The organism is Sphingobacterium sp. 2149, assembly GCF_031455655.1.
Classification (GTDB): Bacteria; Bacteroidota; Bacteroidia; order Sphingobacteriales; family Sphingobacteriaceae; genus Sphingobacterium.
In genome coordinates this window covers 241,914-262,590 of sequence record NZ_JAVDTD010000006.1, presented here as the reverse complement: position 1 = coordinate 262,590, position 20,677 = coordinate 241,914, and the positions used below count along the sequence as shown (strand labels likewise).

The window sequence follows — 20,677 nt, the reverse complement described above, 5'->3', positions numbered from 1 at the left end:
GAAAGATTGCTGCTATGAAAAGAAGATACCTTGCGCTGATGATGATGTTTATCGGACTGTTGACTGCCGGTACGCCAATGCTGAGTTCTGCCCAGCGTACGCAAAAACCACCGTTACATGGTAAGCATTGGATGGCGATTACCGGAAAACCCTTGGCAGCAACGGCAGGGGCTCAACTTTTTCAACAGGGCGGAAATGCGGTAGATGCTGCTTGCGCGATGCTTGCAGCTACCTGTACGATGTGGGATGTGCTGAGCTGGGGAGGTGAAACACAAGCCTTAATTTATCATCCAAAATTGAAGAAGGTCATTGCCATAAATGCATTGGGAGTAGCGCCTACTGGAGCAACAGTCAATTTTTTTAGATCAAAGGGCTATGAATTTCCTCCCGAATACGGTCCACTTGCCGCTGTTACACCAGGCACACCAGGTGGATTGTGTTATATGTTGGCGCAATATGGGACCAAAAGCTTAGCGGAAGTGCTCGCGCCAGCTCTTGAAATGGCTGCAGGATATCCTATTGATGCACAAACGGCAACAAGTATCGAGCGAGGCAAGGAACGCATAAAGGAATGGCCTTACAGTAAAAAGGTGTTTTTAGTACATGAAGGTAAATCGTGGGAGGCCCCCGAAGCGGGGGAGGTTTTTGTGCAACAGGATCTTCTTCACACCCTGTCTAAATTGGTCGAAGCGGAAAAGAACGCTATAGCGGCTGGCAAAGACCGAAAAGCGGCTATTATGGCTGCCTATGATCGTTTTTACACTGGCGATATCGCGGACGAATTTGTTCGTGGTAGCCAAGAGCAAGGGGGCTTAATTACAAAGGCAGACTTGGCCAGCTGGAAACCTATCGAGGAGGAACCGCTGCACGTTAATTATAAAGGTGTTGACGTCTATAAATTGCAGGAATGGACCCAGGGGCCAGCGATGCTGCAGAGTCTACAAATGTTGAAAAACTTTGACTTGACGGCTATGGGCTATAATTCTGCTTCCTATATTCATACACTCTATCAGGTGATGAACTTGGCTTTTGCAGATCGGGATTTTTATTATGGTGATCCCTATGGCAAACCAAAGACACCTATTCAAGGTCTTTTGCATGAGTCCTATGCGAAGGCGAGGGCCGCAACAATTGATTCTGCCCGAAATAATCCAAATGTGCTACCTGGAGATCCGTATCCGTATGTCGGTAAAAAGAACCCCTATCTTCCGCTGCTGCAGCAACGTCGGCAGCAGTTTGAACCAAACACCGAACTGAAAAATGATTTTGTCCCTAAACATGACGCACGCTCAAGTTCTTATGTGAAGGACTTGTCGGCGGCGGCGCTTGTGGCTTCCCTATCCGTTGATAGTGCCTATATGGACCGGCTATTAAGGGGAACCACCAGCGTTGAGGCAGCAGATGCGGAAGGCTGGGTTGTTTCAATTACGCCAAGTGGCGGCTGGTTACCGGCCTGTATCGCAGGCAACACTGGAGTGGGTATGAGTCAGCGTTTACAGAGTTTTGTTCTGGATTCACTGATTAACCCGTTCAACGTGGTCGAGCCCGGCAAAAGACCGCGTGTAACACTTAGCCCGTCAATGGCTTTAAAAAACGGCAAGCCCTTCCTTTCTTTTGCGGTACAGGGCGGCGATACACAAGATCAAAACTTACTGCAGTTTTTCTTAAATATGGTCGAGTTTGGTATGACGCCCCAGCAGGCTAGCGAGGCGGCTAATATCAATAGTAATCAGCTTTGGCTGTCGCTGGGTGGAACCAAGACCGATGATCGGAAGCCACGCTCAGGTAGCCTGTTATTAGCGAAAGATACTGCGCCTGCTGTGATCGAACAATTAAAGCAAATGGGCTACAGCATTCAGCTAGGCGAGCGTACCAGCGGACCGATCAATGCTATTTATTTTGACGAACAACATCACACGCTTTGGGGCGGTAGTAGCAATAATGGAGAGGATTACGGCATCGGTTGGTAAGCTGTACTGTTGTTTAAAAGGCTAGCCTAAGGTTTTGTTATCTGCGCGGTATTTGTTATCTTACCTACTGATCGAAAATTGATTTTTGTTATGGAGGGTAGTGTCAATACATATTCGTTTGTTTTTCAACCTGATGAAGCTGGTATTGCTTTGGTGGATGGTTTGAAGCGACGGTTACGTGCGTCGTTAGCCGAACTATTTCCCGACACAAACAAAGGCTGGTACCACAGTTGTAATGCCAAGGCGCATGTCACTATATGTGCTTTCGAGGCCGATGAGCGTAAACTGGTAAGGGCCATTGAGGCTTTACAGGAAACCTTGGTGTACGAACGGAGCCAGTATGTTTACTTTGATCATTTTTCGTCGTTTTCCAGTGGTGCCTTCTATATTGCGCCGACGGTACATGCGCGCAGTTACCTCAAGGATCGCGCGAGAAAAGTTGTTCAGACCTTAACGGAGTTTGATTTGATCGACATTAGCGACGAACCTCATATCTCAATCGGGCGGCAGCTCGAGCCAGAATGGCTGGAGATCGCCAAGCAGCAATTCAGGTCAGTTGACCTAAGTTTTATGTGCAAGGGTGTCCATGTGCGACAGTTTAAACCGGATTTAGGCCAGTACGAAACCATTGATTTTATACCATTTGGCAATCAGTCAAAAGAGAATTCCGGGCAGCTCGCATTTAAATTCTAATTATATCACTGTTTAATTGCCAAATCGTTTAAAGCTTTTTATCTTTAAGCCAGACAATAGACGATATTGCACTTACAGTACCTTATGCATTACGACGAATCCCATCATAAATCCCTTTCTGATATCCACGAAAGTGTAGATGTCAATAAAGGAAAATCCAAATTTAAAAAGATACTTAGTTTCTTTGGACCTGCCTATCTCATTAGTGTAGGATATATGGATCCAGGTAACTGGGCAACGGATCTTGCCGGCGGGAGCCAATTTGGCTATACCCTGATTTGGGTTTTACTGATGAGTAATATCATGGCTTTAGTGCTCCAGAATTTATGTGCACGGCTTGGTATTGTGCGCGGCAAAGATCTTGCGCAGTGTAATCGGGAGACCTACCCTAAGCGGATGAATTTTGTATTGTATGTGCTTGCTGAAATTGCCATCGCAGCCTGTGACCTGGCCGAAGTGCTCGGTATGGCCATCGGTCTCAACCTCCTTTTCGGTATTGATCTGATCTGGGGCGTAATGATCAGTTTTGCAGATACTTTCTTATTGCTTTATCTCCAGAAGCTCGGGATGCGAAAAATGGAACTTTTTATCATTGGACTGATTGCGCTTATTGGCATGTGCTTTATGGTGGAAATGTTTTTGGCTAAACCAGACTTTGCAGAGGTGGCCACCGGATTTATACCCAGTATCCCCAATAGTGCCGCACTCTATATCGCCATAGGTATTATCGGTGCAACCGTCATGCCGCATAATTTGTATCTGCATTCGGCACTTGTGCAAACGCGGAAAATTGATCGCGATGACAGCTCCATCCGAAAATCGTTAAAGTATAATTTTTGGGATAGTGCCATTGCCTTGAATCTGGCTTTTCTCGTGAATGCGGCGATTTTGATTCTTGCGGCATCCGTTTTTCATAAAAATGGTAGGCATGACGTGGCCGAACTCGAAGATGCTTATCATCTGTTGGGCAACCTTCTCGGAACGGAATGGGCATCGAAATTATTTGCTGTTGCCTTGATTCTCGCCGGGCAGAGTTCGACAGTGACAGGTACTTTAGCGGGCCAGATTGTCATGGAGGGATATCTACGGTTGCGGATTAGTCCAACCTTACGGAGGATTATTACCCGGCTGTTGGCCATTATTCCAGCGATATTGGTTATCCTGATTTCGGGTGAAGGCCGCGTGGGACAGCTCCTCATCTTTAGCCAGGTTATATTGAGTATGCAACTCGCCTTTGCAGTCATTCCGTTGATCCATTTTGTCAGCGATAAAGTAACTATGGGGGATTTTGCCATCAAGCCGTTAACAAAGGGAGTGGCCTGGCTGATTGCTGCCATTATCGCTGTGCTGAATCTGAAATTGGTGTATGACGAAGTGGTCGGCTGGATTGGCGAAGCCAATAATATTGTGGTAACGGTGGTACTGATAATGGGCGCCGTAGGGTTGTTCGCTTTGTTAGTCATGACGGTATTATATCCAATTTTACTAAAATCTAAAGCGATAGATCTGGAGGTCCATCCTCCATTTGAGGCGCTGCATGTTGAACATAAAGGCTCCTTCAAGAAGGTGGTTATTGCGCTGGACTTCTCCAGTTCGGATCAGAAGATCATTCAATATGCTTTGCAGCTATCTCATAAAGACACGGCGTTTGTCGTGGTACATATTGTTGAGAGCGCCTCGGTAAAATATACCGGAGAGTCGACAGATGATTTTGAATCACGTCAAGACTTAGAGCGTCTGAAATTATATGCTGACTTTCTCGTATCGAAAGGGTATCAGACGGAATACGAATTGGGCTATAATAACCGGATCAAGAGTATCGCAGCAGTTTGTGAAAAATATGCGGCTGATCTGTTGGTGGTTGGCAGTCATGGGCACAGCGGTTTAAAGGATTTTATTTTTGGGGAGACGGTCAACAAGCTGCGACATGCAGTAAAAGTACCTGTTTTTATTGCGAAATAGGTCCTCAGGCGCTATGACGAACACCGTCTGTCTATTCACTGTAATTTTATTGCTTAAAAAGTGAGCCGGTAGATCGCTAAGTGCCAAATAATGCTTACTTTTGCGACATCAAATCAAGATATGAGCGACGCTATTAAACACGAGTGCGGAATCGCACTAATTCGCCTGTTAAAACCCTTATCTTATTATCAGGAAAAATATGGTACGCCATTTTATGGCATCAACAAATTGTACCTATTAATGGAAAAACAGCACAACCGTGGACAAGACGGGGCTGGGATTGCAACCATTAAATTTGATGTAAAACCTGGAAATCGTTACATTTCGCGTTACAGAGCTATGGGCTCAACTGCCGTGGCAGATATATTCGAATATGTGCAGAAAAAATTTGCTTCTGTTCAGAAAGCATTTCCAGAGGAGTCAAAAGACACGCAATGGTTAAAAGATAATGTAAGTTTTACCGGAGAAGTACTTTTAGGACATTTGCGCTATGGAACACATGGCAAGAACAGTATCGAAAGCTGTCACCCGTTTTTAAGACAAAACAACTGGATGTCTCGCAATTTGGTTGTAGCGGGTAACTTCAACATGACCAATGTGGACGAATTGTTGCAACAGCTATATGAGTTGGGACAGCATCCAAAAGAAAAGGCTGATACGGTGACTGTTTTGGAAAAAATCGGTCATTTCCTGGACGATGAAAATCAAGATCTATTCGACCAATTCAAAAAAGAAGGTTATTCTAATGTTGAAATCAGCTCGCTGATCGCTAAAAATATTGATGTATCAAAGATTTTGAAGCGTTCGGCCAAAACGTGGGATGGCGGTTACACCATAGCAGGTATCTTTGGCCATGGCGATGCGTTCGTCATGCGCGATCCGGCAGGTATCCGTCCGGCGTTCTATTACCAGGACGAGGAAATTCTGGTGGTCGCATCAGAAAGACCTGTCATCCAGACAGCGTTCAATATCCCTATTGGTGCTGTTAAGGAAATTAAACCGGGACATGCCCTGATTGCCAAAAAAGATGGTACCGTATCCCAAGAGATGTTTAGACAACCCGTAGAACAACGTTCTTGTTCTTTCGAAAGGATTTACTTCTCCCGTGGATCAGATGCTGACATCTATCAAGAACGTAAAGAACTGGGAAGATTACTGGTACCTCAGGTATTGGAATCTGTCAAAAATAATATCAAAAATACCGTATTCTCATTTATTCCAAATACTGCAGAAGTATCTTACTATGGACTAATGGATGGTATTAATACCTATGTTCGTGATTTTCAAAAAGAGACTTTATTGAATCGTTCAGAAAAAATTTCTGATGAAGAATTGGATGAAATCTTGAGTATTAAACCTCGTTTTGAAAAACTCAACGTGAAGGATGCTAAATTGCGTACATTCATTACGCAAGACGCAGACCGTACGGATATGGTGCAGCACGTCTATGATACCACCTACGGTATTGTAAAAGATCATGAAGATACCATTGTTGCCATTGATGACTCCATCGTTAGAGGAACAACTTTGAAACAGAGTATATTAACGATCTTAGATCGTCTGAACCCGAAAAAAATTGTCATTGTTTCTTCGGCGCCACAGATTCGTTATCCGGATTGTTATGGTATTGATATGTCACGTATGGGTGAATTTGTTGCATTCGAAGCAGCAATCAACCTTTTGAAACAAAGTGGCATGGCACATGTTATCGATGAGGTTTATCAGAAATGTGTGTTATCGATGACGCAAGATGTCAATGAGATTGAGAATTATGTCAAAGCCATCTACGCCCCATTTACCGATGAGGAGATCTCCCAAGAAATCGCTCGTATTGTGAGACCGCACCACCTCAAAGCTGAACTGGAGGTTGTGTACCAAACCTTAGACAATTTACACCAAGCTTGCCCGGATCATAAGGGTGATTGGTATTTTTCAGGCGATTATCCTACACCTGGTGGAAACAAGGTTGTCAACAAAGCGTATATGAACTGGATTGAAGGAAAGAATGTGAGAGCATATTTCAGTAATTAAGTTCAAAAATATCAGTGGAAGGGATGCATTTATGCATCCCTTTTTTTTATCTTCGTACTCAGAAAATTCTGAATCCTAAATAAAAAGACCGATCAATAGCAAAGGGGATTGCTGTCAGTAAATAAACCGATCATGAAACATATTTTTAAGAGCCTCTATTTTCAAGTCGTATTGGGTATACTGCTGGGCATCATCTGTGGAATCTATTACCCTGACTTTGCTGTTAAGTTAAAGCCATTGGGCGATGCTTTTATAAAACTGATTAAGATGGTCATTGCACCATTGATTTTCAGTTCCATTGTAATCGGTATCGCTGGAATGCAGGATACAAAAAAAGTGGGCAAAATCGGCCTGACTTCGATTATCTATTTCGAAATCATGACCACCATCGCCCTGATTATTGGTCTCGTCTTTGTCAATTGGATACAGCCGGGTACCGGGATGAATGCTGATCCGGCAAGCCTCGATGTATCTTCGGTATCCCATTACATTTCAGAATCCAAAGAACCGCATAGTTTTATGGATTTCATCATCGGAATTATTCCAAGTAACGTTATCGCTGCCGTAGCCTCAGACAACATGTTGCAGGTGCTCGTGTTTGCAGTCCTTTTTGGTATTGGTATGACAAAAATAGGGCAGAAAGCGTCCGAGCCTGTACTCAATGTATTGCAGTCGTTTCTAAAGGTACTTTTTTCCATTATCAAAATGATCATGTATCTCGCTCCAATTGGAGCAATGGGAGCCATGGGCTTTACGATCGGTAAGTTTGGAATTCAGGCCTTGTCTAAACTGGGTATGTTGATGGTGAGTTTCTACCTGACCTGTTTCATTTTTGTGATTATCGTCATTGGAGGAGTATTGTATTTCTATCTTAAGGTAAACGTATTTAAGTTCTTAAAATACATTAAAGAGGAAATTCTGATTGTATTGGGAACTTCATCCTCCGAGTCGGCATTGCCTGGTATCATGCAAAAGATGGAAGATGCCGGCTGCGCCAAACCTGTCGTCGGGCTTGTCATTCCTACGGGCTATTCTTTCAATCTGGATGGAACAAGTATCTATCTGACAATGGCCGCGGTCTTTATTTCACAGGCGCTCAATATGCACCTTAGCTTGGAGCAGGAAATTACGCTATTGTTGGTCTTGCTGTTAACTTCCAAGGGCGCAGCCGGTGTTACTGGAAGTGGTTTTGTGACCCTTGCTGCAACATTACCAGTTGTTGGTCATGTGCCTGTGGAGTCGGTTGCGTTGATCTTTGGCGTAGACCGTTTTATGAGTGAAGCTCGGGCAATAACCAATTTAATCGGAAATTCAGCGGCAACACTGGTCATTTCGAAATATGAAAACAGTTTGGACGAGGAGATCCTGCATGAAAAGCTAGGCTCAAAAAGATAAAAAAGCCCGGAAAACAGTCTTTCCGGGCCAATTTTAATCGATGTTCATTTGAGAATATGCTAATTCTCTTTTTTTGTATTTTCTACATCTTGCGCCAAATTGATGGCACCGATTACTTTTTCTTCCAAGAGGGCGAGTTTGATCACCTGAGCCATTTCAGTCACGTAGTGAAACTCCATGTCTTTGATATAATCTTCCTTGATCTCCAGAATATCTTTTTCATTGGATTTACAAAGAATAATATCCTTGATATTAGCACGCTTAGCGGCAAGAATTTTCTCCTTGATACCACCCACGGGCAACACCTTTCCGCGCAGGGTGATTTCACCTGTCATGGCTAATTTTTCTTTCACTTTGCGTTGCGTAAAGAGCGATGTCAGTGCCGTGAGCATGGTGATACCCGCCGAAGGACCATCTTTTGGAATGGAGCCCGCAGGAACGTGGATGTGAATATCCCAATGGTCAAATACGCGATAGTCTATTCCGAAATCAGCAGCGTGCGCTTTCAGGTACGCCAGTGCAATCGATGCAGATTCTTTCATCACATCGCCCAGATTACCCGTCAGGCTCAAACGGCCTTTCCCCGGACTTAGTGATGACTCTATAAACAAGATGTCGCCACCTACGGACGTCCAGGCTAATCCAGTCACCACCCCAGCCACATTGTTATTTTCATACATGTCCTTATCAAATATTGGCGCACCTAGGATATCGAGCAGGTCTTGTTCGCTGATACTTGGATTGTAATCTTTCTCCATAACAATGCGTGTCGCAATACCCCGAACGACAGAGCCAATCTTTTTTTCCAATCCACGTACACCAGATTCACGTGTGTAGTCCTCGATTATTTTCTCGATAATTTTACCTTTTAGGCTGACATTCTTAGAAGCCATCCCATGCATTTCCCGTTGTTTTGGCAAAAGGTGTTTTTTGGCGATTTCGATTTTCTCCTCGATGGTATATCCATTTACTTCAATAATCTCCATCCGATCCAATAAAGCTGGCTGAATGGAACTCAATGAATTGGCTGTTGCAATAAACATCACTTTGGAAAGGTCAAACTCCATTTCCACATAGTGATCATAGAAATGCGTATTTTGCTCGGGATCCAATACCTCCAATAATGCCGAAGAAGGGTCGCCTTTGAAATCAGCACTCATCTTATCGATTTCGTCTAAAATGAATACAGGATTCGCTGTCCCGGCTTTTTTCAACGATTGAATGATACGGCCTGGCATTGCTCCGATGTAGGTTTTGCGGTGGCCTCGGATTTCTGCTTCATCGCGCACACCACCTAAAGCCATGCGGGTATATTTACGGCCCAGCGCTTTGGCGATAGATCTTCCCAACGATGTCTTACCGACTCCCGGCGGGCCTACCAAACAAAGAATAGGCGCCTTCATATCATTTTTTAATTTCAATACAGCGAGGTATTCAATGATACGTTTTTTCACTTTCTCGAGTCCGTAATGATCTTTATCGAGTACTTTTTGTGCTTTGTTTAAGTCAAAATTATCTTTTGTTGTTTCATTCCAGGGCAGATCCAAAAGGAGCTCGAGGTAATTGAGCTGTACCGAATAATCTGCCGCGGCAGGGTTAATGCGGGAGAGCTTCTCCAGTTCCTTTGTAAAATGTTTTTCAACTTCATGACTCCATTTCTTTGACTTACCACGTTTTTTAAGCTCTTCCAGTTCAAGATCAGGCGTATTTCCGCCCAGCTCTTCCTGAATCGTTTTCAGCTGCTGATTTAAGAAATAATCACGCTGCTGTTTGTCAAGATCCACACGTACTTTATTCTGAATCTGGTGCTTTAGTTCCAGCATCTGGATTTCTGTCGTCAATAGTTCCAGTAAAAGTTTGGCGCGGTTTTCTACTTTCGGTATCTGAAGCAGCTCCTGTTTCTTTGTCATTTCGACATTGATATTCGACGAAATGAAGTTGATTAGAAAAGAAGGGCTTTCAATATTTTTGATAGCGATACCAGCTTCACTAGGTAAGTTTGGCGAAAGTTGGATGATCTGCAGCGCCATTTCTTTTAAAGTGGAAATAGTCGCTTTGAAGTGCTTGGTCATCTTCGGCTTTGCCTCATTGAATTTCTCAACACGTGCCTTTAAATAGGGTTCGGTTCCAACAATTTCCAATAGGTTGAATCGCTGTTTACCCTGAATGATGACGGTGGTATTACCATCAGGCATTTGAAGCACTTTAATGATATGAGCAACGGTGCCCACTTTGTTTAGTTCTTCAAATCCTGGGTCCTCTACGGTCATATCTTTTTGAGAAACGACACCGATAGTCTTGCTGCCCTTATAAGCTTCTTTCACCAATTTGATGGATTTATCTCTACCTACGGTAATCGGAATAACAACACCGGGAAATAATACGGTATTACGTAAAGGCAAAATTGACAATGCTTCTGGAATTTCAGCATTCGCCATATTATCTTCATCCTCTTGCGTAAGTAAGGGAAAGAATTCGGTATCCTCTGCAACGATTGGAATTGCTTGACTGAAATCAAAAGTTTCGAATTTGCTCATAGTGTTTATTTTGTGTATTTGGCAGTCGCTGACATGTTGACGGCAGACTTTCAAATTTTAAGCTTCTAATAATGTTTCCCCTGTAATGCAAGGGGAGTGCCAATTGCTAGAAGTCAGCAAAATTACAAATCTATTTTCCAGAATAGGAAAAAAAGGCAGGTTAAATAAAATTTATCTGCCATTTATTGGAGAAATAGGCATAATAATTGTAATATTGGAATGTGAAAAGGCGCTGATGGCAGTTTCTAATTTTATAGAAATCATACGGAAGCTATTTTCAGAGACGTAGAAAAGATCGCTGGCGATCATTATGAAGTGAATATAAAAAAGTAACTATTTAGATATGAATTTAAAATCATTTAAATTGGGTTTGTTTACTGGGGTTTTTGCCTTAGTTGCTTTTAGCGCAAATGCACAACAACCAAAACAGGCTGAACATAGCAACGCTAATGTGAGAATGGGGCAAAAAGCTCTTTTGGATGGTGATTTCAAGAATGCCGAGTCATACTTGACAAAAGCACTGCCTCAAGAAGGAAAAGATCCGGATGTATTATATATGTTGGGTTATTCCCAGTTTCAAAATGGTGACTATAAAAAATCAGCAGAAACTTTTGGTAAAGTCGTTGCGTTAAATGGTAAAAATGCGAATGCTTTATATTTCAAAGCAAAAGCGACTAACAATCTTGCTGTTCAATCGACAAATAAAGCTTCTGTTGCCAATAAAGAACAGTTGTTGAAGGGAGCTATCGAAGATTATACAAAGGCAATTGCCATTACACCGAACGATTCCAAATTCTATCAAAATAGAGCGATTGCTAATCGTGACTTAGGTATTTTGATTGGAACAGCAGGCACGCCAAACTATAACAAGGCGATGGCAACTGATGCTTATAATAATGCGATCAAAGATTATGAAAAAGTGTTAAGCTTTGATTCGTCGAAGAAAGACATCCAAACTGAAATCAAAAAAGCAAAAGTATATAGAGATAATTTAAAATAGTATCACTATTGCCTATAGAGAGGGAATTCCGGCTGGAATTCCCTTTTTTTGTTTAAAATTCTAAAGCTTTTTAGCGTATAAGTAAGTCGGCCCACTACTTTTTCTTTGCCAATATGAAAACGAAAGACTGTGTTATTCTGTTATTATTCTAAATCAAACAAGGAATAAATATGGAAACGAATCGATTGTCAATAGAAATGCAAGAAACTTTAATCAAGCAAATGACTAAGGAAGCTGAGGCGGCACAAATTTATTTGGCATTAGGGGTCTGGGCAGATGATCAGGGCTATGGTGGAGTGGCCAATTTCCTGTATAGACATGCACAGGAAGAGCGTAACCACATGACGAAGATTATGGGGTATATTCTGGAACGGGGTGGCCGGCCACGAATTGAAGCCATAGCACAACCTCCAGCGGACCCGCAAACGTTGACAGAATGTTTTAACCGCGTTTTCAAACACGAAGTAGATAATACCGAAGCAATTTATAACATCGTCAATCTAGCGATGGCCGAGAAAGACTGGGCAACGTGGAATTTTGCACAATGGTTTGTAAAAGAACAGATCGAAGAAGAGAAGCTAGCGCTGGAATTGATTGATAAATTGAAGATTGCCGGTGGAGACCGTGCATCGGACGAATCACTATTTGCCTTGGATTCCTCTTTGGAAGCTATGCCAGACGAAGTGACTTTAGCAAGAGAAGCAACGGCAGACGATCCTAAATAAAACTATACTGAATAAAAAAAATGAGGAATCCTTTTCAGGGATTCCTCATTTTTTTTATTTGATGTTAAGCGGTAGATAGACACCGAATGTGATATTTCTGCCCATATTGTAGACGCCAAAATTAGGATCTTCTTGCGATAGCCGGCCCGGGCGCAATCGGCTTAACGCATCATAATAACGCTTGTTGGTCAGGTTGGACGCCGCCGCAAATATTTTCAGTTGCTGCTGCCCGAAGTGTAATGTTGTACCAATTCCGGCATTCAACAATGTGTAGCCGTCTGCTGGCGTTTCGAAGGTTTCATCAATGCGGCTCTGTTTAAAATAATTGTCCAACCCCACAGATAAGTAGAAGGCATTCAATCCGCTTATTTTAGGCTCGAGGCGCAGCGTATTGTGTACTACGCCAGCTGGAATCAATGCCAAAGGTCTGTCAAAGGTTCTATTCTGTGCCTGAGTATAACTGAACGTGTTGTCCAGGTGAATCCAGTTCAACAAATGAAAATTCAAGCTTCCCTCAACACCGTATAGATTGGCGTTGACCTGTCCATAGCGGTATACGTCATAAGTATGTGAATCGCCATCTTCACCAACCACAGTTTTTGTATCCCCTTTTGTTGTCGATGCATAAATAAAGTTGTGAATATAATTTTCGTAGATTCCGATACTTCCAGTAACGATACTATGGCCAAACTCCAGTGTCGCATCCGCTTGATAGCTTCTTTCGGGTTTCAGGTTCTCATTACCGACCTCATACCGCGAAGTACCCTCATGAACACCATTGGAGCCGAGCTCTGCGGGGTTGGGCGCTCTAAATGCTGAGCCTGCATTTGCTTTAAAGTTGAGATCCTCATTGAAAACATGCGTATAACCAAGGGCGCCACTGACATTACTGAAGCTGTTTTTAAAACCAGGAAATTGCTCCTCATCTTCAACAAACAGCTGTTTGCCTTTGTTGTTGACATAGTCATAGCGTAAACCTACATTAAACGTGTTTTCGCCCCAGCTTTTCTTTGCATAACCAAAAGCTCCCAATTCCAGCTGATCATAGGCTGGAATTAAAAATTCACTGCCTTTATTTACACTGTGTTCCTGACTGGCGCTAATGCCAAATACATGTTGCCAGCCATTTCTTTCACTTAAAGAATACTTGGCATCGAGGGAATAGGTATTTAGGTCAAAGAATAGGGAGGGGGTAGCTTCTTCCAATTCTCGACGTTGATTCTTTTGATAGCCCAAGTCAAGTTTTAAATTGCCCGAGCCGATAACAAAGCTATTGTTGAGGGCCAATTTATAGTGACGGATGTCCTGTTTGGGGAAATCCAATGTACGGCTTTTAGCGTTTGTGTAAAGCGGGTCTCCCGGTTCGGCATCGTAAAAACCGATGTTATTTTTTAGGTACGAAAAATTAAGGTGCGAATAGCCCCATTGTTTGTTTAGCCCGAGCATACCACTGACATTGCTGTTGTTAAAGCCGCTATTCCCGTATCTTCCTGCAGGGGTATTATAAGAATACGCATTTTGATACGATCCACGGCCACGCCATACGAAGCCATTTTCATTACCTGTTAGCATAACCGAACTATTGGTCAGCCCATTATTGGTAGCATAGCTTGTCAGTAATTCACCTTTAATATGTCCTTCAGTAGGAACATTGGGCTCAAGTACATTGATCACTCCACCGATGGCATCAGATCCGTACATCAATGAAGCCGCGCCACGTAAAACCTCGACACGGTCGGGTTGATTTTGGTCGATTTCAATGCCGTGTTCGTCGCCCCATTGCTGTCCCATCTGTTTTACCCCATCACTTACCGTGACAACCCGATTATATCCCAGACCTCGTATGACAGGTTTTGAAATTCCCTGTCCCGTTGTGATCTGACTTAGCCCGGGAACTTGTCGCGCAAGTGCATCAATAAGATTTGTTCCATTTCCCTGCAACTCATCTTTGGAAATAACAGCTACTGAGGTGCTGTTGCGACGGCTCTGAGAAGTGACGAGTGTGCCTGTAACGACTACTTCATTCGTTTCGATAATACTTTCTGTCAAGGAAAAATCAAGGGAAAGATTTTCCGAAGTTAAATCAACGGCCTTGACAACGGACTGATAGCCCAAAAAACGGACCTCAACCAAGTAGCGTCCACTTGAAGGAAGAGATTTAAAGCTATAATGACCTTGTTGGTCTGATGCCGTGCTCGAACGAAGCTGTTGCAGTGATATGGTAGCACCAGCAATTGGAAGGTTGGTTTTGGCATCCGTTACTTTACCGCTAATCGTTGAGGCAAGCGCCGGAAGTATGGAGAAATAGGAGACAAGCATAAAAATGCAGCCTATAATTTTAAGTTTCATCTGTACTATAATTTCTACGTATGTAATATCAGCGGTACAAACGACAAAGCGTATATCAGCTACCAAGGCGTCGTTGTGCCTAGGTTTAAACCGATAGCTGGTCGTATGCATCGTTTGACTGTTGAGTTGTAAAGACCCCTATAGAGTCCTGGCGGCAATAGCGGTCAACTTACGTTAACACGCACTATTGAAATTAGCATAGAAACGAACAGAGGGGTGGGCCCCGATTGCCAGAAATCAGTGATCTGACTATCTGGTCTCCAGTGATGAACAGACCAAATTCAACGCGTTTAACAGGAAGTATGAATTCACCCTGCGTAAAATTAAAAACTAGTTGGGGATGTGAATTTTGGTCGCAGATAGCACATTTAGGGTGATCAGCATGATGTTTTTTCGCTGGGCTATCTACGATATGCAGTGCAGCTTGGGGATGTTCATGACTGTACACAATGAACTGACCAATTAAGAAGGTCATCAAGAGCACGAATGCTGCGAATTTGTTCAATGAGATATCTTTCACGCTGAAATCACTACGTTTAAACCCAAGTTGTCACTCGGATCACTTTATTAATCGGGTCAAAGATAATGAAAATAAAATATAAAGCAATCGTGTTGCATTTATTAATATAATAGAATAATAAAAGGCGCTTCTGAATCAATGTCTCAGAAGCGCCTTTTGCTGATGTATAAGACTTATCGTGTTACTTTTTGGGAGGAATAAACTTGCCGACAATTTCATATTGATTGGCATCTAGTCCCTGAACGTCTTGCAATTTAACAATGCGATAAAGCGAATCGCTGAAGTAGTCTAATTTTTCTTGACTATCGTATAAGCTATTTGTTATCTTTTTATCGATATGGATGTGTTTCACCTTTTCGTTCTTATCAAATTCGATACGCAGTTTCTGTATCTGTAAATCTTTCTTTTTCGCTGTAAATTCGGTCACACAGTCGACAGCGCTGACTTCATACAATGAGGGATCGAAATTTTTGCTGATATCAGCAGCTTGAAAAGCGGACAGTTCATTTTTCCAGCTCCCAATTTTCAGCTCGCGCTGTTCTTTTTCTCCATCTTTGCTGACAGATTTTAGCACAGCGGGATTGAGCTGTTGCAAGCGATTGACTTCCGCATTAAAAAACGAATCGACAGAAAATATGTCGGAAGATTTTTGAGGGCTTTTTGTTGCGGAAGGTGATCCACAACTCCAAAAAAGCAAAGCACTACCCGCAAAAAAGGAGAGTGCTCTGCTACTGGTTTTATGTACGTTATTATTCTGATACCAATACATTTCCTGTCATTTCAGCTGGGATATTGACGCCCAAAATTTGTAAGATGGTTGGGGCAATATCACCTAATTTACCATTGGCTATTTTTTTGTACTGATCGTCAATCAAGATACAGGGAACCAAATTGGTTGTGTGTGCGGTATTCGGCGACCCATCCTCATTGACCATAAACTCCGAATTACCATGATCGGCCAAAATTATAAAGGAGTAACCATTTTTAAGACCTGTCTCTACGACCGTTTTGGTACATTGATCCACAGTTTCTACGGCTTTAATGACAGCATCAAAAACTCCTGTATGACCTACCATATCTGGATTTGCAAAGTTCAGGCAGATAAAATCAGGCTGAAGTGTTTCCATATCGTTAACGATAGCCGTTGTAATTCCTTGAGCAGACATCTCCGGTTGAAGATCGTAGGTCGCCACTTTGGGTGATGGAACCAACAAACGGTTTTCACCTTTAAATTCTTGTTCACGGCCTCCTGAGAAGAAAAATGTGACGTGTGGATATTTTTCTGTTTCGGCGATACGCGTTTGCGTTTTATGATTAGCCTCCAATACTTCCCCCAACGTGTTGGTTAAGTTATCTTTTTGAAAAACCACTCTCACATTTTGGAAAGTTTCATCATAAGAGGTCATGGTCACATAATATAGATCCAACGGTTTTAGATCATATTCTGGGAATGCCTTTTGGGTTAGTGCGATCGTAATCTCGCGGCCACGATCCGTTCTGAAATTATAACAGAATACCACATCGCCTTCTTGTATTGTAGCCACAGGAGCTCCGTTGGCGTCTACCAAGGCAATTGGTTTCACAAACTCATCCGTTATACCTTCATCGTATGATTTTTGGATAGCGGCAACCAGGTCGTTGGATTTTTCACCTTCCGCTTTTACTAAAAGATCGTATGCTAATTTGACCCGTTCCCATCTGTTGTCGCGATCCATCGCATAGTACCGACCGATTGCCGATGCAAAGGTACCTGTTGTCGTCGTCAAATACGCTTGTAAGTCTCTCACATAACCAATACCCGAGTTTGGATCCGTATCACGGCCATCCAAGAAAGCATGTACAAATACTTGTTCACTGCTTAATCCAGCATGTTTTGCGGCATCACATAAACCCTTTAAGTGCTTGGTGTGCGCGTGTACGCCACCATCGGAAAGCAAACCGATAAAATGTACCTTTTTGTTATTTTCCAAAGCATATTTAAATGCGTCCTGAATCACTGGATTCGAATTGAATACGCCGTCATTGACTGCTTTGTGAATACGTCCCAATTCTTGGTAGACAATTCTTCCGGCACCAAGATTCATGTGCCCTACCTCAGAATTACCCATTTGGCCGGCGGGTAAGCCAACAGCTTCGCCCGAAGCTTCTAAAGTTGAGTTTGGATATGCTTCTAACAAATGGTCTAAAAATGGAGTGTTTGCAGCTTCAACTGCATTTGATTTATCGTGTTTTCCATATCCTAGTCCGTCTAGGATCATGAGTGCAACTTTTTTCTTATTCATCGTATAACAAAGATAATCTTAATTTTAGAATCTATCAACGCATCTTAAAAACTTCCCTTGTTAATCACCATTATTTTTATAGGTTTGTGGCATCATTTGTGTTCCATAATAAATGGAACTACCTAAGGATTGATTTTGATAATAGAAGCTGTTCTATACTATGTTAAGCTATATGAAATTTTTAAGCCATTGCGGATTTATACTTATTACGAATCTTTTTTTACACGATGTTGCGTTTGGACATTTTTCGATGCATGTAAATCCACGGATGGAAGAAATCTTGCCTGGGGATGATGATTCATTGGAACGAATTTCGGAGGAGCTAAAATCATATTTGAAAGAGGGTAGTGCAAAGAACATAGCCAAGTATTTTGCCTCAAACATCACCTTGTCGATTTTAGGCGAAAATGGTATTTATACAAAATACCAATCAGAAATCATGTTAGGCACATTTTTCAATCAGCATAAACCCAAGACTGTAAAGCTGACGCAGTCGAGCAACGCCAACAATGGCTATCAATATTTTACCTTTATTTTAGCCACAGAACAGGCCAATTATCGGGTCTTTGTGAAAATAGGAGCAGGGAGTAATAACCACTCCATCGAAGAGTTGAGGATCGACAAAAATTGATCCTGATCCTATTTTTTTTATAAATCTATTTTTCGATTAAAAAATTATTCCACATCTTAGCCCAATAAATAGCATTTATGGAGAAGGAAATCAAGGACTATTTGGCCCAGTTTGTAAAACAAGCTGTCGCGGAGGATTTGGGCGATGGAGATCATACCTCATTGTCGACAATTGAAGCCGGCGCGCAAGGTGAAGCAAAGTTGATTGTGAAGGATAACGGCATACTTGCAGGTGTCGAAGTAGCGCAGGCAATTATCGCCTATGTAGACGATAGTTTGGCCTGTGAGGTCTTTATCCAGGATGGAAGTCGGGTTAAGATGGGTGATATTGCTTTTTATGTCAGGGGAAATATCCAAAGTATTTTATTGGCCGAACGTTTGGTGCTGAATGTGATGCAGCGTATGAGTGGTATAGCCACAACAACGCGGCAGTATGTGGATTTGTTAGCAGGTACAGATGCACAAGTTTTGGATACGCGAAAAACGACTCCCTTATTACGTGTGCTAGAGAAAGAAGCCGTGCGCATTGGTGGTGGCACCAATCATCGTTTTGGTCTTTTTGATATGATTTTAATTAAGGATAATCATGTCGACTATAGTGGCGGAATTGTACCGGCGCTAGAGCGGGCAAATGCCTATAGAAAGAGCCTAAATAAACCGATAGAAATAGAAATTGAAGTCCGAAATTTTGTGGAACTTGATGAAGTTCTTAACTTTGGCGAAGTGGATCGAATCATGTTAGATAATTTTTCACCGCAAGATGTTGCCAAAGCTGTTCAGATTATCGACCGTCGGTTCAAGACAGAGGCCTCTGGGGGAATAACATTTGACACGATTAGGTCATATGCGGAGGCCGGGGTAGATTATATTTCAGTAGGTGCTTTGACACACAGTGTGAAGAGCCTGGATCTTAGTCTGAAGGCCAAATTAATATAAGAACTAATTAATTAATGATATCGATTTATTTAGTAATTGCAGTATTACTAGCGTACTTGTTTGGGTCCATACCAACGGCTGTTTGGTTGGGACAGGCATTTTATGGGGTAGATGTTCGTGAGTATGGTAGTGGTAATGCTGGGGCGACTAATACCTTTCGCGTGTTGGGACCGAAAGCGGGATCGATCGTGATGTTTGTAGATATTTTTAAAGGCTGGACAGCAACCAATCTGGCTTATCTAATAGAACTGGGGCAAAATACGAGCGATGTTCAGTTTGTTAACTTTCAGTTGGCATTGGGCGTTATCGCGGTATTGGGGCATTTATTTCCTGTATTTGCGGGATTCAGAGGAGGGAAGGGCGTAGCAACGCTCTGTGGTATGATTCTCGCTATCCATACACCTGCAGCCTTGGTTTGTGTTTCTGTATTTGTTATTATCCTATTGACCACCCATTACGTTTCATTGGGTTCCATTTCGGCAGGATTTGCATTTCCATTTAGTTTGGCCTTTATTTTCAAAACAACGATACCTTCCGTGCTCCTCTACGGAATAGCGATTTGTATCCTCTTGTTGATTACCCACCAAAAGAATATAGAGCGTCTGTTAAAGGGGCATGAGTCCAAGATCTACCTCTTTAAGAAAAAAGCGAAGGAAAAAGAATAGGCACAATAATTGCATCCGCTAAAATGGATTAATAAATTATTGTAAAATACCCATGTTGGATGCGCTGAAAAGCGATTATCTTTCGCTTCGAGACTCCATATGGCCCTTGAAATAAAATATAAACTATGAACGGAATGTTTAAGTATTCAGCTATGGTATTAGCATGTGTAACACTGGCATCGGGGTTGTCAGGTTGTGCAACTTCTGCTGTTACCGGGAAAAAATATTTGAAATTGGTCAGTGCTGATCAAGTGAACGAGCAAGCTGCATTGGCTTATAAAGATTTTTTATCGAAGAATAGTTCAAAAGTAGTCACTGGAACTGCTGATGCGGCAATGGTTAAACGTGTGGGCAATAAACTGGCCACAGCGGTGAACCAATATTTGCAAAGCACTGGTCGCGCCAATCAATTTAACTTCAATTGGGAATTCAACTTAGTAAGGAGCGATGATGTGAACGCCTGGTGTATGCCTGGTGGTAAAGTGGCGGTTTATACTGGAATTTTGCCTGTTACACGTACCGAAGCCGGACTTGCCACAGTAATGGGGCATGAGATAGCCCACGCGATTGAAGAGCATTCCGTAGCGCAGGCTTCCAATCAGATTGCTTTGCAATTGGGCGGACAGATTTTAGGTTCGGCAGCCGGGGTATCTGGCAACAGTACCCTTGGAGTTTTCAATAATCTTTACGGTTTGGGAGGAAATTTGGCGCAGTTGAAATTCTCAAGAAGCGATGAATCCGATGCAGATGCAGCAGGATTGATTATTATGGCCTTGGCGGGATATAATCCAAACGAAGCGGTCGATTTTTGGAAACGTATGGCGTCGGGAAGTCAGAAAGGGCAGCCAGAGTTTTTGAGTACGCACCCCAGCGATGAACGACGTATTGCGGATATTCAAAAATTAATTCCGAATGCGATGAAATATTATAAGAAATAAACGATTGATAGGATATCAAAAGAGGGATCTGCGCGAGCAGATCC

General features: G+C 42.5%; 15 protein-coding genes. 11 read left to right on the top strand and 4 right to left on the bottom strand.

Annotated elements, in window-relative coordinates; genetic code table 11:
- The first annotated feature begins 14 nt into the window (after positions 1-14).
- The 5 genes from J2X77_RS10955 (at position 15) to dctA (ending at position 8,051) form a co-directional block, all read left to right on the top strand.
- Positions 15-1,970 carry a gamma-glutamyltransferase gene (locus tag J2X77_RS10955; protein WP_310080732.1) on the top strand — a complete coding sequence of 652 codons (1,956 nt, stop codon included), beginning with the start codon at positions 15-17 and terminating at the stop codon, positions 1,968-1,970.
- A gap of 90 nt (positions 1,971-2,060) precedes the next feature.
- Positions 2,061-2,663: a 2'-5' RNA ligase family protein gene (locus J2X77_RS10950; protein WP_209577879.1), complete on the top strand. Its 603-nt coding sequence runs from the start codon at positions 2,061-2,063 to the stop codon at positions 2,661-2,663.
- Between the two features lie 84 nt (positions 2,664-2,747).
- Positions 2,748-4,625: an Nramp family divalent metal transporter gene (locus J2X77_RS10945; protein WP_293879463.1), complete on the top strand. Its 1,878-nt coding sequence runs from the start codon at positions 2,748-2,750 to the stop codon at positions 4,623-4,625.
- Positions 4,626-4,745: 120 nt separating this feature from the next.
- Positions 4,746-6,656: a class II glutamine amidotransferase gene (locus J2X77_RS10940; RefSeq protein WP_209578075.1), complete on the top strand. Its 1,911-nt coding sequence runs from the start codon at positions 4,746-4,748 to the stop codon at positions 6,654-6,656.
- A 132-nt stretch (positions 6,657-6,788) separates the two neighbouring features.
- Positions 6,789-8,051 (top strand): C4-dicarboxylate transporter DctA, encoded by a 1,263-nt coding sequence (dctA, locus tag J2X77_RS10935; protein WP_209577881.1) that lies wholly within the window; start codon positions 6,789-6,791, stop codon positions 8,049-8,051.
- A gap of 59 nt (positions 8,052-8,110) precedes the next feature.
- Here the strand turns inward: dctA and lon are convergent, their stop codons facing one another.
- The gene (gene lon / locus J2X77_RS10930; protein WP_209577882.1) at positions 8,111-10,588 is read right to left on the bottom strand and encodes an endopeptidase La; all 2,478 of its coding nucleotides are present in this window, start codon (positions 10,586-10,588) and stop codon (positions 8,111-8,113) included.
- Positions 10,589-10,931: 343 nt separating this feature from the next.
- On the opposite strand from lon, the gene J2X77_RS10925 reads away from it, so the two are divergent.
- Positions 10,932-11,588 carry a tetratricopeptide repeat protein gene (locus J2X77_RS10925; RefSeq protein ID WP_209577883.1) on the top strand — a complete coding sequence of 219 codons (657 nt, stop codon included), beginning with the start codon at positions 10,932-10,934 and terminating at the stop codon, positions 11,586-11,588.
- A gap of 170 nt (positions 11,589-11,758) precedes the next feature.
- Positions 11,759-12,313: a ferritin gene (locus J2X77_RS10920; RefSeq protein WP_209577884.1), complete on the top strand. Its 555-nt coding sequence runs from the start codon at positions 11,759-11,761 to the stop codon at positions 12,311-12,313.
- 54 nt (positions 12,314-12,367) lie between these two features.
- Here J2X77_RS10920 and J2X77_RS10915 read toward each other — a convergent pair whose 3' ends face one another.
- The 3 genes from J2X77_RS10915 to gpmI all read right to left on the bottom strand — a co-directional run bounded on the left by J2X77_RS10915 (position 12,368) and on the right by gpmI (position 17,464).
- A complete protein-coding gene (locus tag J2X77_RS10915; RefSeq protein WP_209577885.1) occupies positions 12,368-14,662 on the bottom strand; it encodes a TonB-dependent receptor in 2,295 nt (764 codons plus the stop codon).
- Positions 14,663-15,363: 701 nt separating this feature from the next.
- The gene (locus J2X77_RS10910) at positions 15,364-15,951 is read right to left on the bottom strand and encodes a hypothetical protein (protein ID WP_209577886.1); all 588 of its coding nucleotides are present in this window, start codon (positions 15,949-15,951) and stop codon (positions 15,364-15,366) included.
- The gene (gene gpmI, locus J2X77_RS10905; RefSeq protein ID WP_209577887.1) at positions 15,932-17,464 is read right to left on the bottom strand and encodes a 2,3-bisphosphoglycerate-independent phosphoglycerate mutase; all 1,533 of its coding nucleotides are present in this window, start codon (positions 17,462-17,464) and stop codon (positions 15,932-15,934) included. Before gpmI ends, J2X77_RS10910 begins: the two co-directional genes overlap by 20 nt.
- 172 nt (positions 17,465-17,636) lie before the next feature.
- Here gpmI and J2X77_RS10900 point away from each other — a divergent pair, with 172 nt between their 5' ends.
- The 4 genes from J2X77_RS10900 (at position 17,637) to J2X77_RS10885 (ending at position 20,633) form a co-directional block, all read left to right on the top strand.
- Complete coding sequence (locus tag J2X77_RS10900) at positions 17,637-18,095, top strand: DUF4783 domain-containing protein (RefSeq protein ID WP_310080726.1); 459 nt, start codon at positions 17,637-17,639, stop codon at positions 18,093-18,095.
- A 77-nt stretch (positions 18,096-18,172) separates the two neighbouring features.
- The gene (gene nadC / locus J2X77_RS10895; protein ID WP_209577889.1) at positions 18,173-19,030 is read left to right on the top strand and encodes a carboxylating nicotinate-nucleotide diphosphorylase; all 858 of its coding nucleotides are present in this window, start codon (positions 18,173-18,175) and stop codon (positions 19,028-19,030) included.
- A 14-nt stretch (positions 19,031-19,044) separates the two neighbouring features.
- Positions 19,045-19,695 (top strand): glycerol-3-phosphate 1-O-acyltransferase PlsY, encoded by a 651-nt coding sequence (plsY, locus tag J2X77_RS10890; protein ID WP_209577890.1) that lies wholly within the window; start codon positions 19,045-19,047, stop codon positions 19,693-19,695.
- A gap of 134 nt (positions 19,696-19,829) precedes the next feature.
- Positions 19,830-20,633 (top strand): M48 family metallopeptidase, encoded by an 804-nt coding sequence (locus tag J2X77_RS10885; protein WP_310080723.1) that lies wholly within the window; start codon positions 19,830-19,832, stop codon positions 20,631-20,633.
- The last annotated feature ends 44 nt before the right edge of the window (positions 20,634-20,677 follow it).

Excerpts from the sequence above, each read along its gene's own strand:
- J2X77_RS10955 (WP_310080732.1), top strand. The coding sequence starts at position 15 with ATGAAAAGAAGATACCTTGCGCTGATGATGATGTTTATCGGACTGTTG.
- J2X77_RS10950 (WP_209577879.1), top strand. The coding sequence starts at position 2,061 with ATGGAGGGTAGTGTCAATACATATTCGTTTGTTTTTCAACCTGATGAA.
- J2X77_RS10945 (WP_293879463.1), top strand. The coding sequence starts at position 2,748 with ATGCATTACGACGAATCCCATCATAAATCCCTTTCTGATATCCACGAA.
- J2X77_RS10940 (WP_209578075.1), top strand. The coding sequence starts at position 4,746 with ATGAGCGACGCTATTAAACACGAGTGCGGAATCGCACTAATTCGCCTG.
- dctA (WP_209577881.1), top strand. The coding sequence starts at position 6,789 with ATGAAACATATTTTTAAGAGCCTCTATTTTCAAGTCGTATTGGGTATA.
- lon (WP_209577882.1), bottom strand. The coding sequence starts at position 10,588 with ATGAGCAAATTCGAAACTTTTGATTTCAGTCAAGCAATTCCAATCGTT.
- J2X77_RS10925 (WP_209577883.1), top strand. The coding sequence starts at position 10,932 with ATGAATTTAAAATCATTTAAATTGGGTTTGTTTACTGGGGTTTTTGCC.
- J2X77_RS10920 (WP_209577884.1), top strand. The coding sequence starts at position 11,759 with ATGGAAACGAATCGATTGTCAATAGAAATGCAAGAAACTTTAATCAAG.
- J2X77_RS10915 (WP_209577885.1), bottom strand. The coding sequence starts at position 14,662 with ATGAAACTTAAAATTATAGGCTGCATTTTTATGCTTGTCTCCTATTTC.
- J2X77_RS10910 (WP_209577886.1), bottom strand. The coding sequence starts at position 15,951 with ATGTATTGGTATCAGAATAATAACGTACATAAAACCAGTAGCAGAGCA.
- gpmI (WP_209577887.1), bottom strand. The coding sequence starts at position 17,464 with ATGAATAAGAAAAAAGTTGCACTCATGATCCTAGACGGACTAGGATAT.
- J2X77_RS10900 (WP_310080726.1), top strand. The coding sequence starts at position 17,637 with ATGAAATTTTTAAGCCATTGCGGATTTATACTTATTACGAATCTTTTT.
- nadC (WP_209577889.1), top strand. The coding sequence starts at position 18,173 with ATGGAGAAGGAAATCAAGGACTATTTGGCCCAGTTTGTAAAACAAGCT.
- plsY (WP_209577890.1), top strand. The coding sequence starts at position 19,045 with ATGATATCGATTTATTTAGTAATTGCAGTATTACTAGCGTACTTGTTT.
- J2X77_RS10885 (WP_310080723.1), top strand. The coding sequence starts at position 19,830 with ATGTTTAAGTATTCAGCTATGGTATTAGCATGTGTAACACTGGCATCG.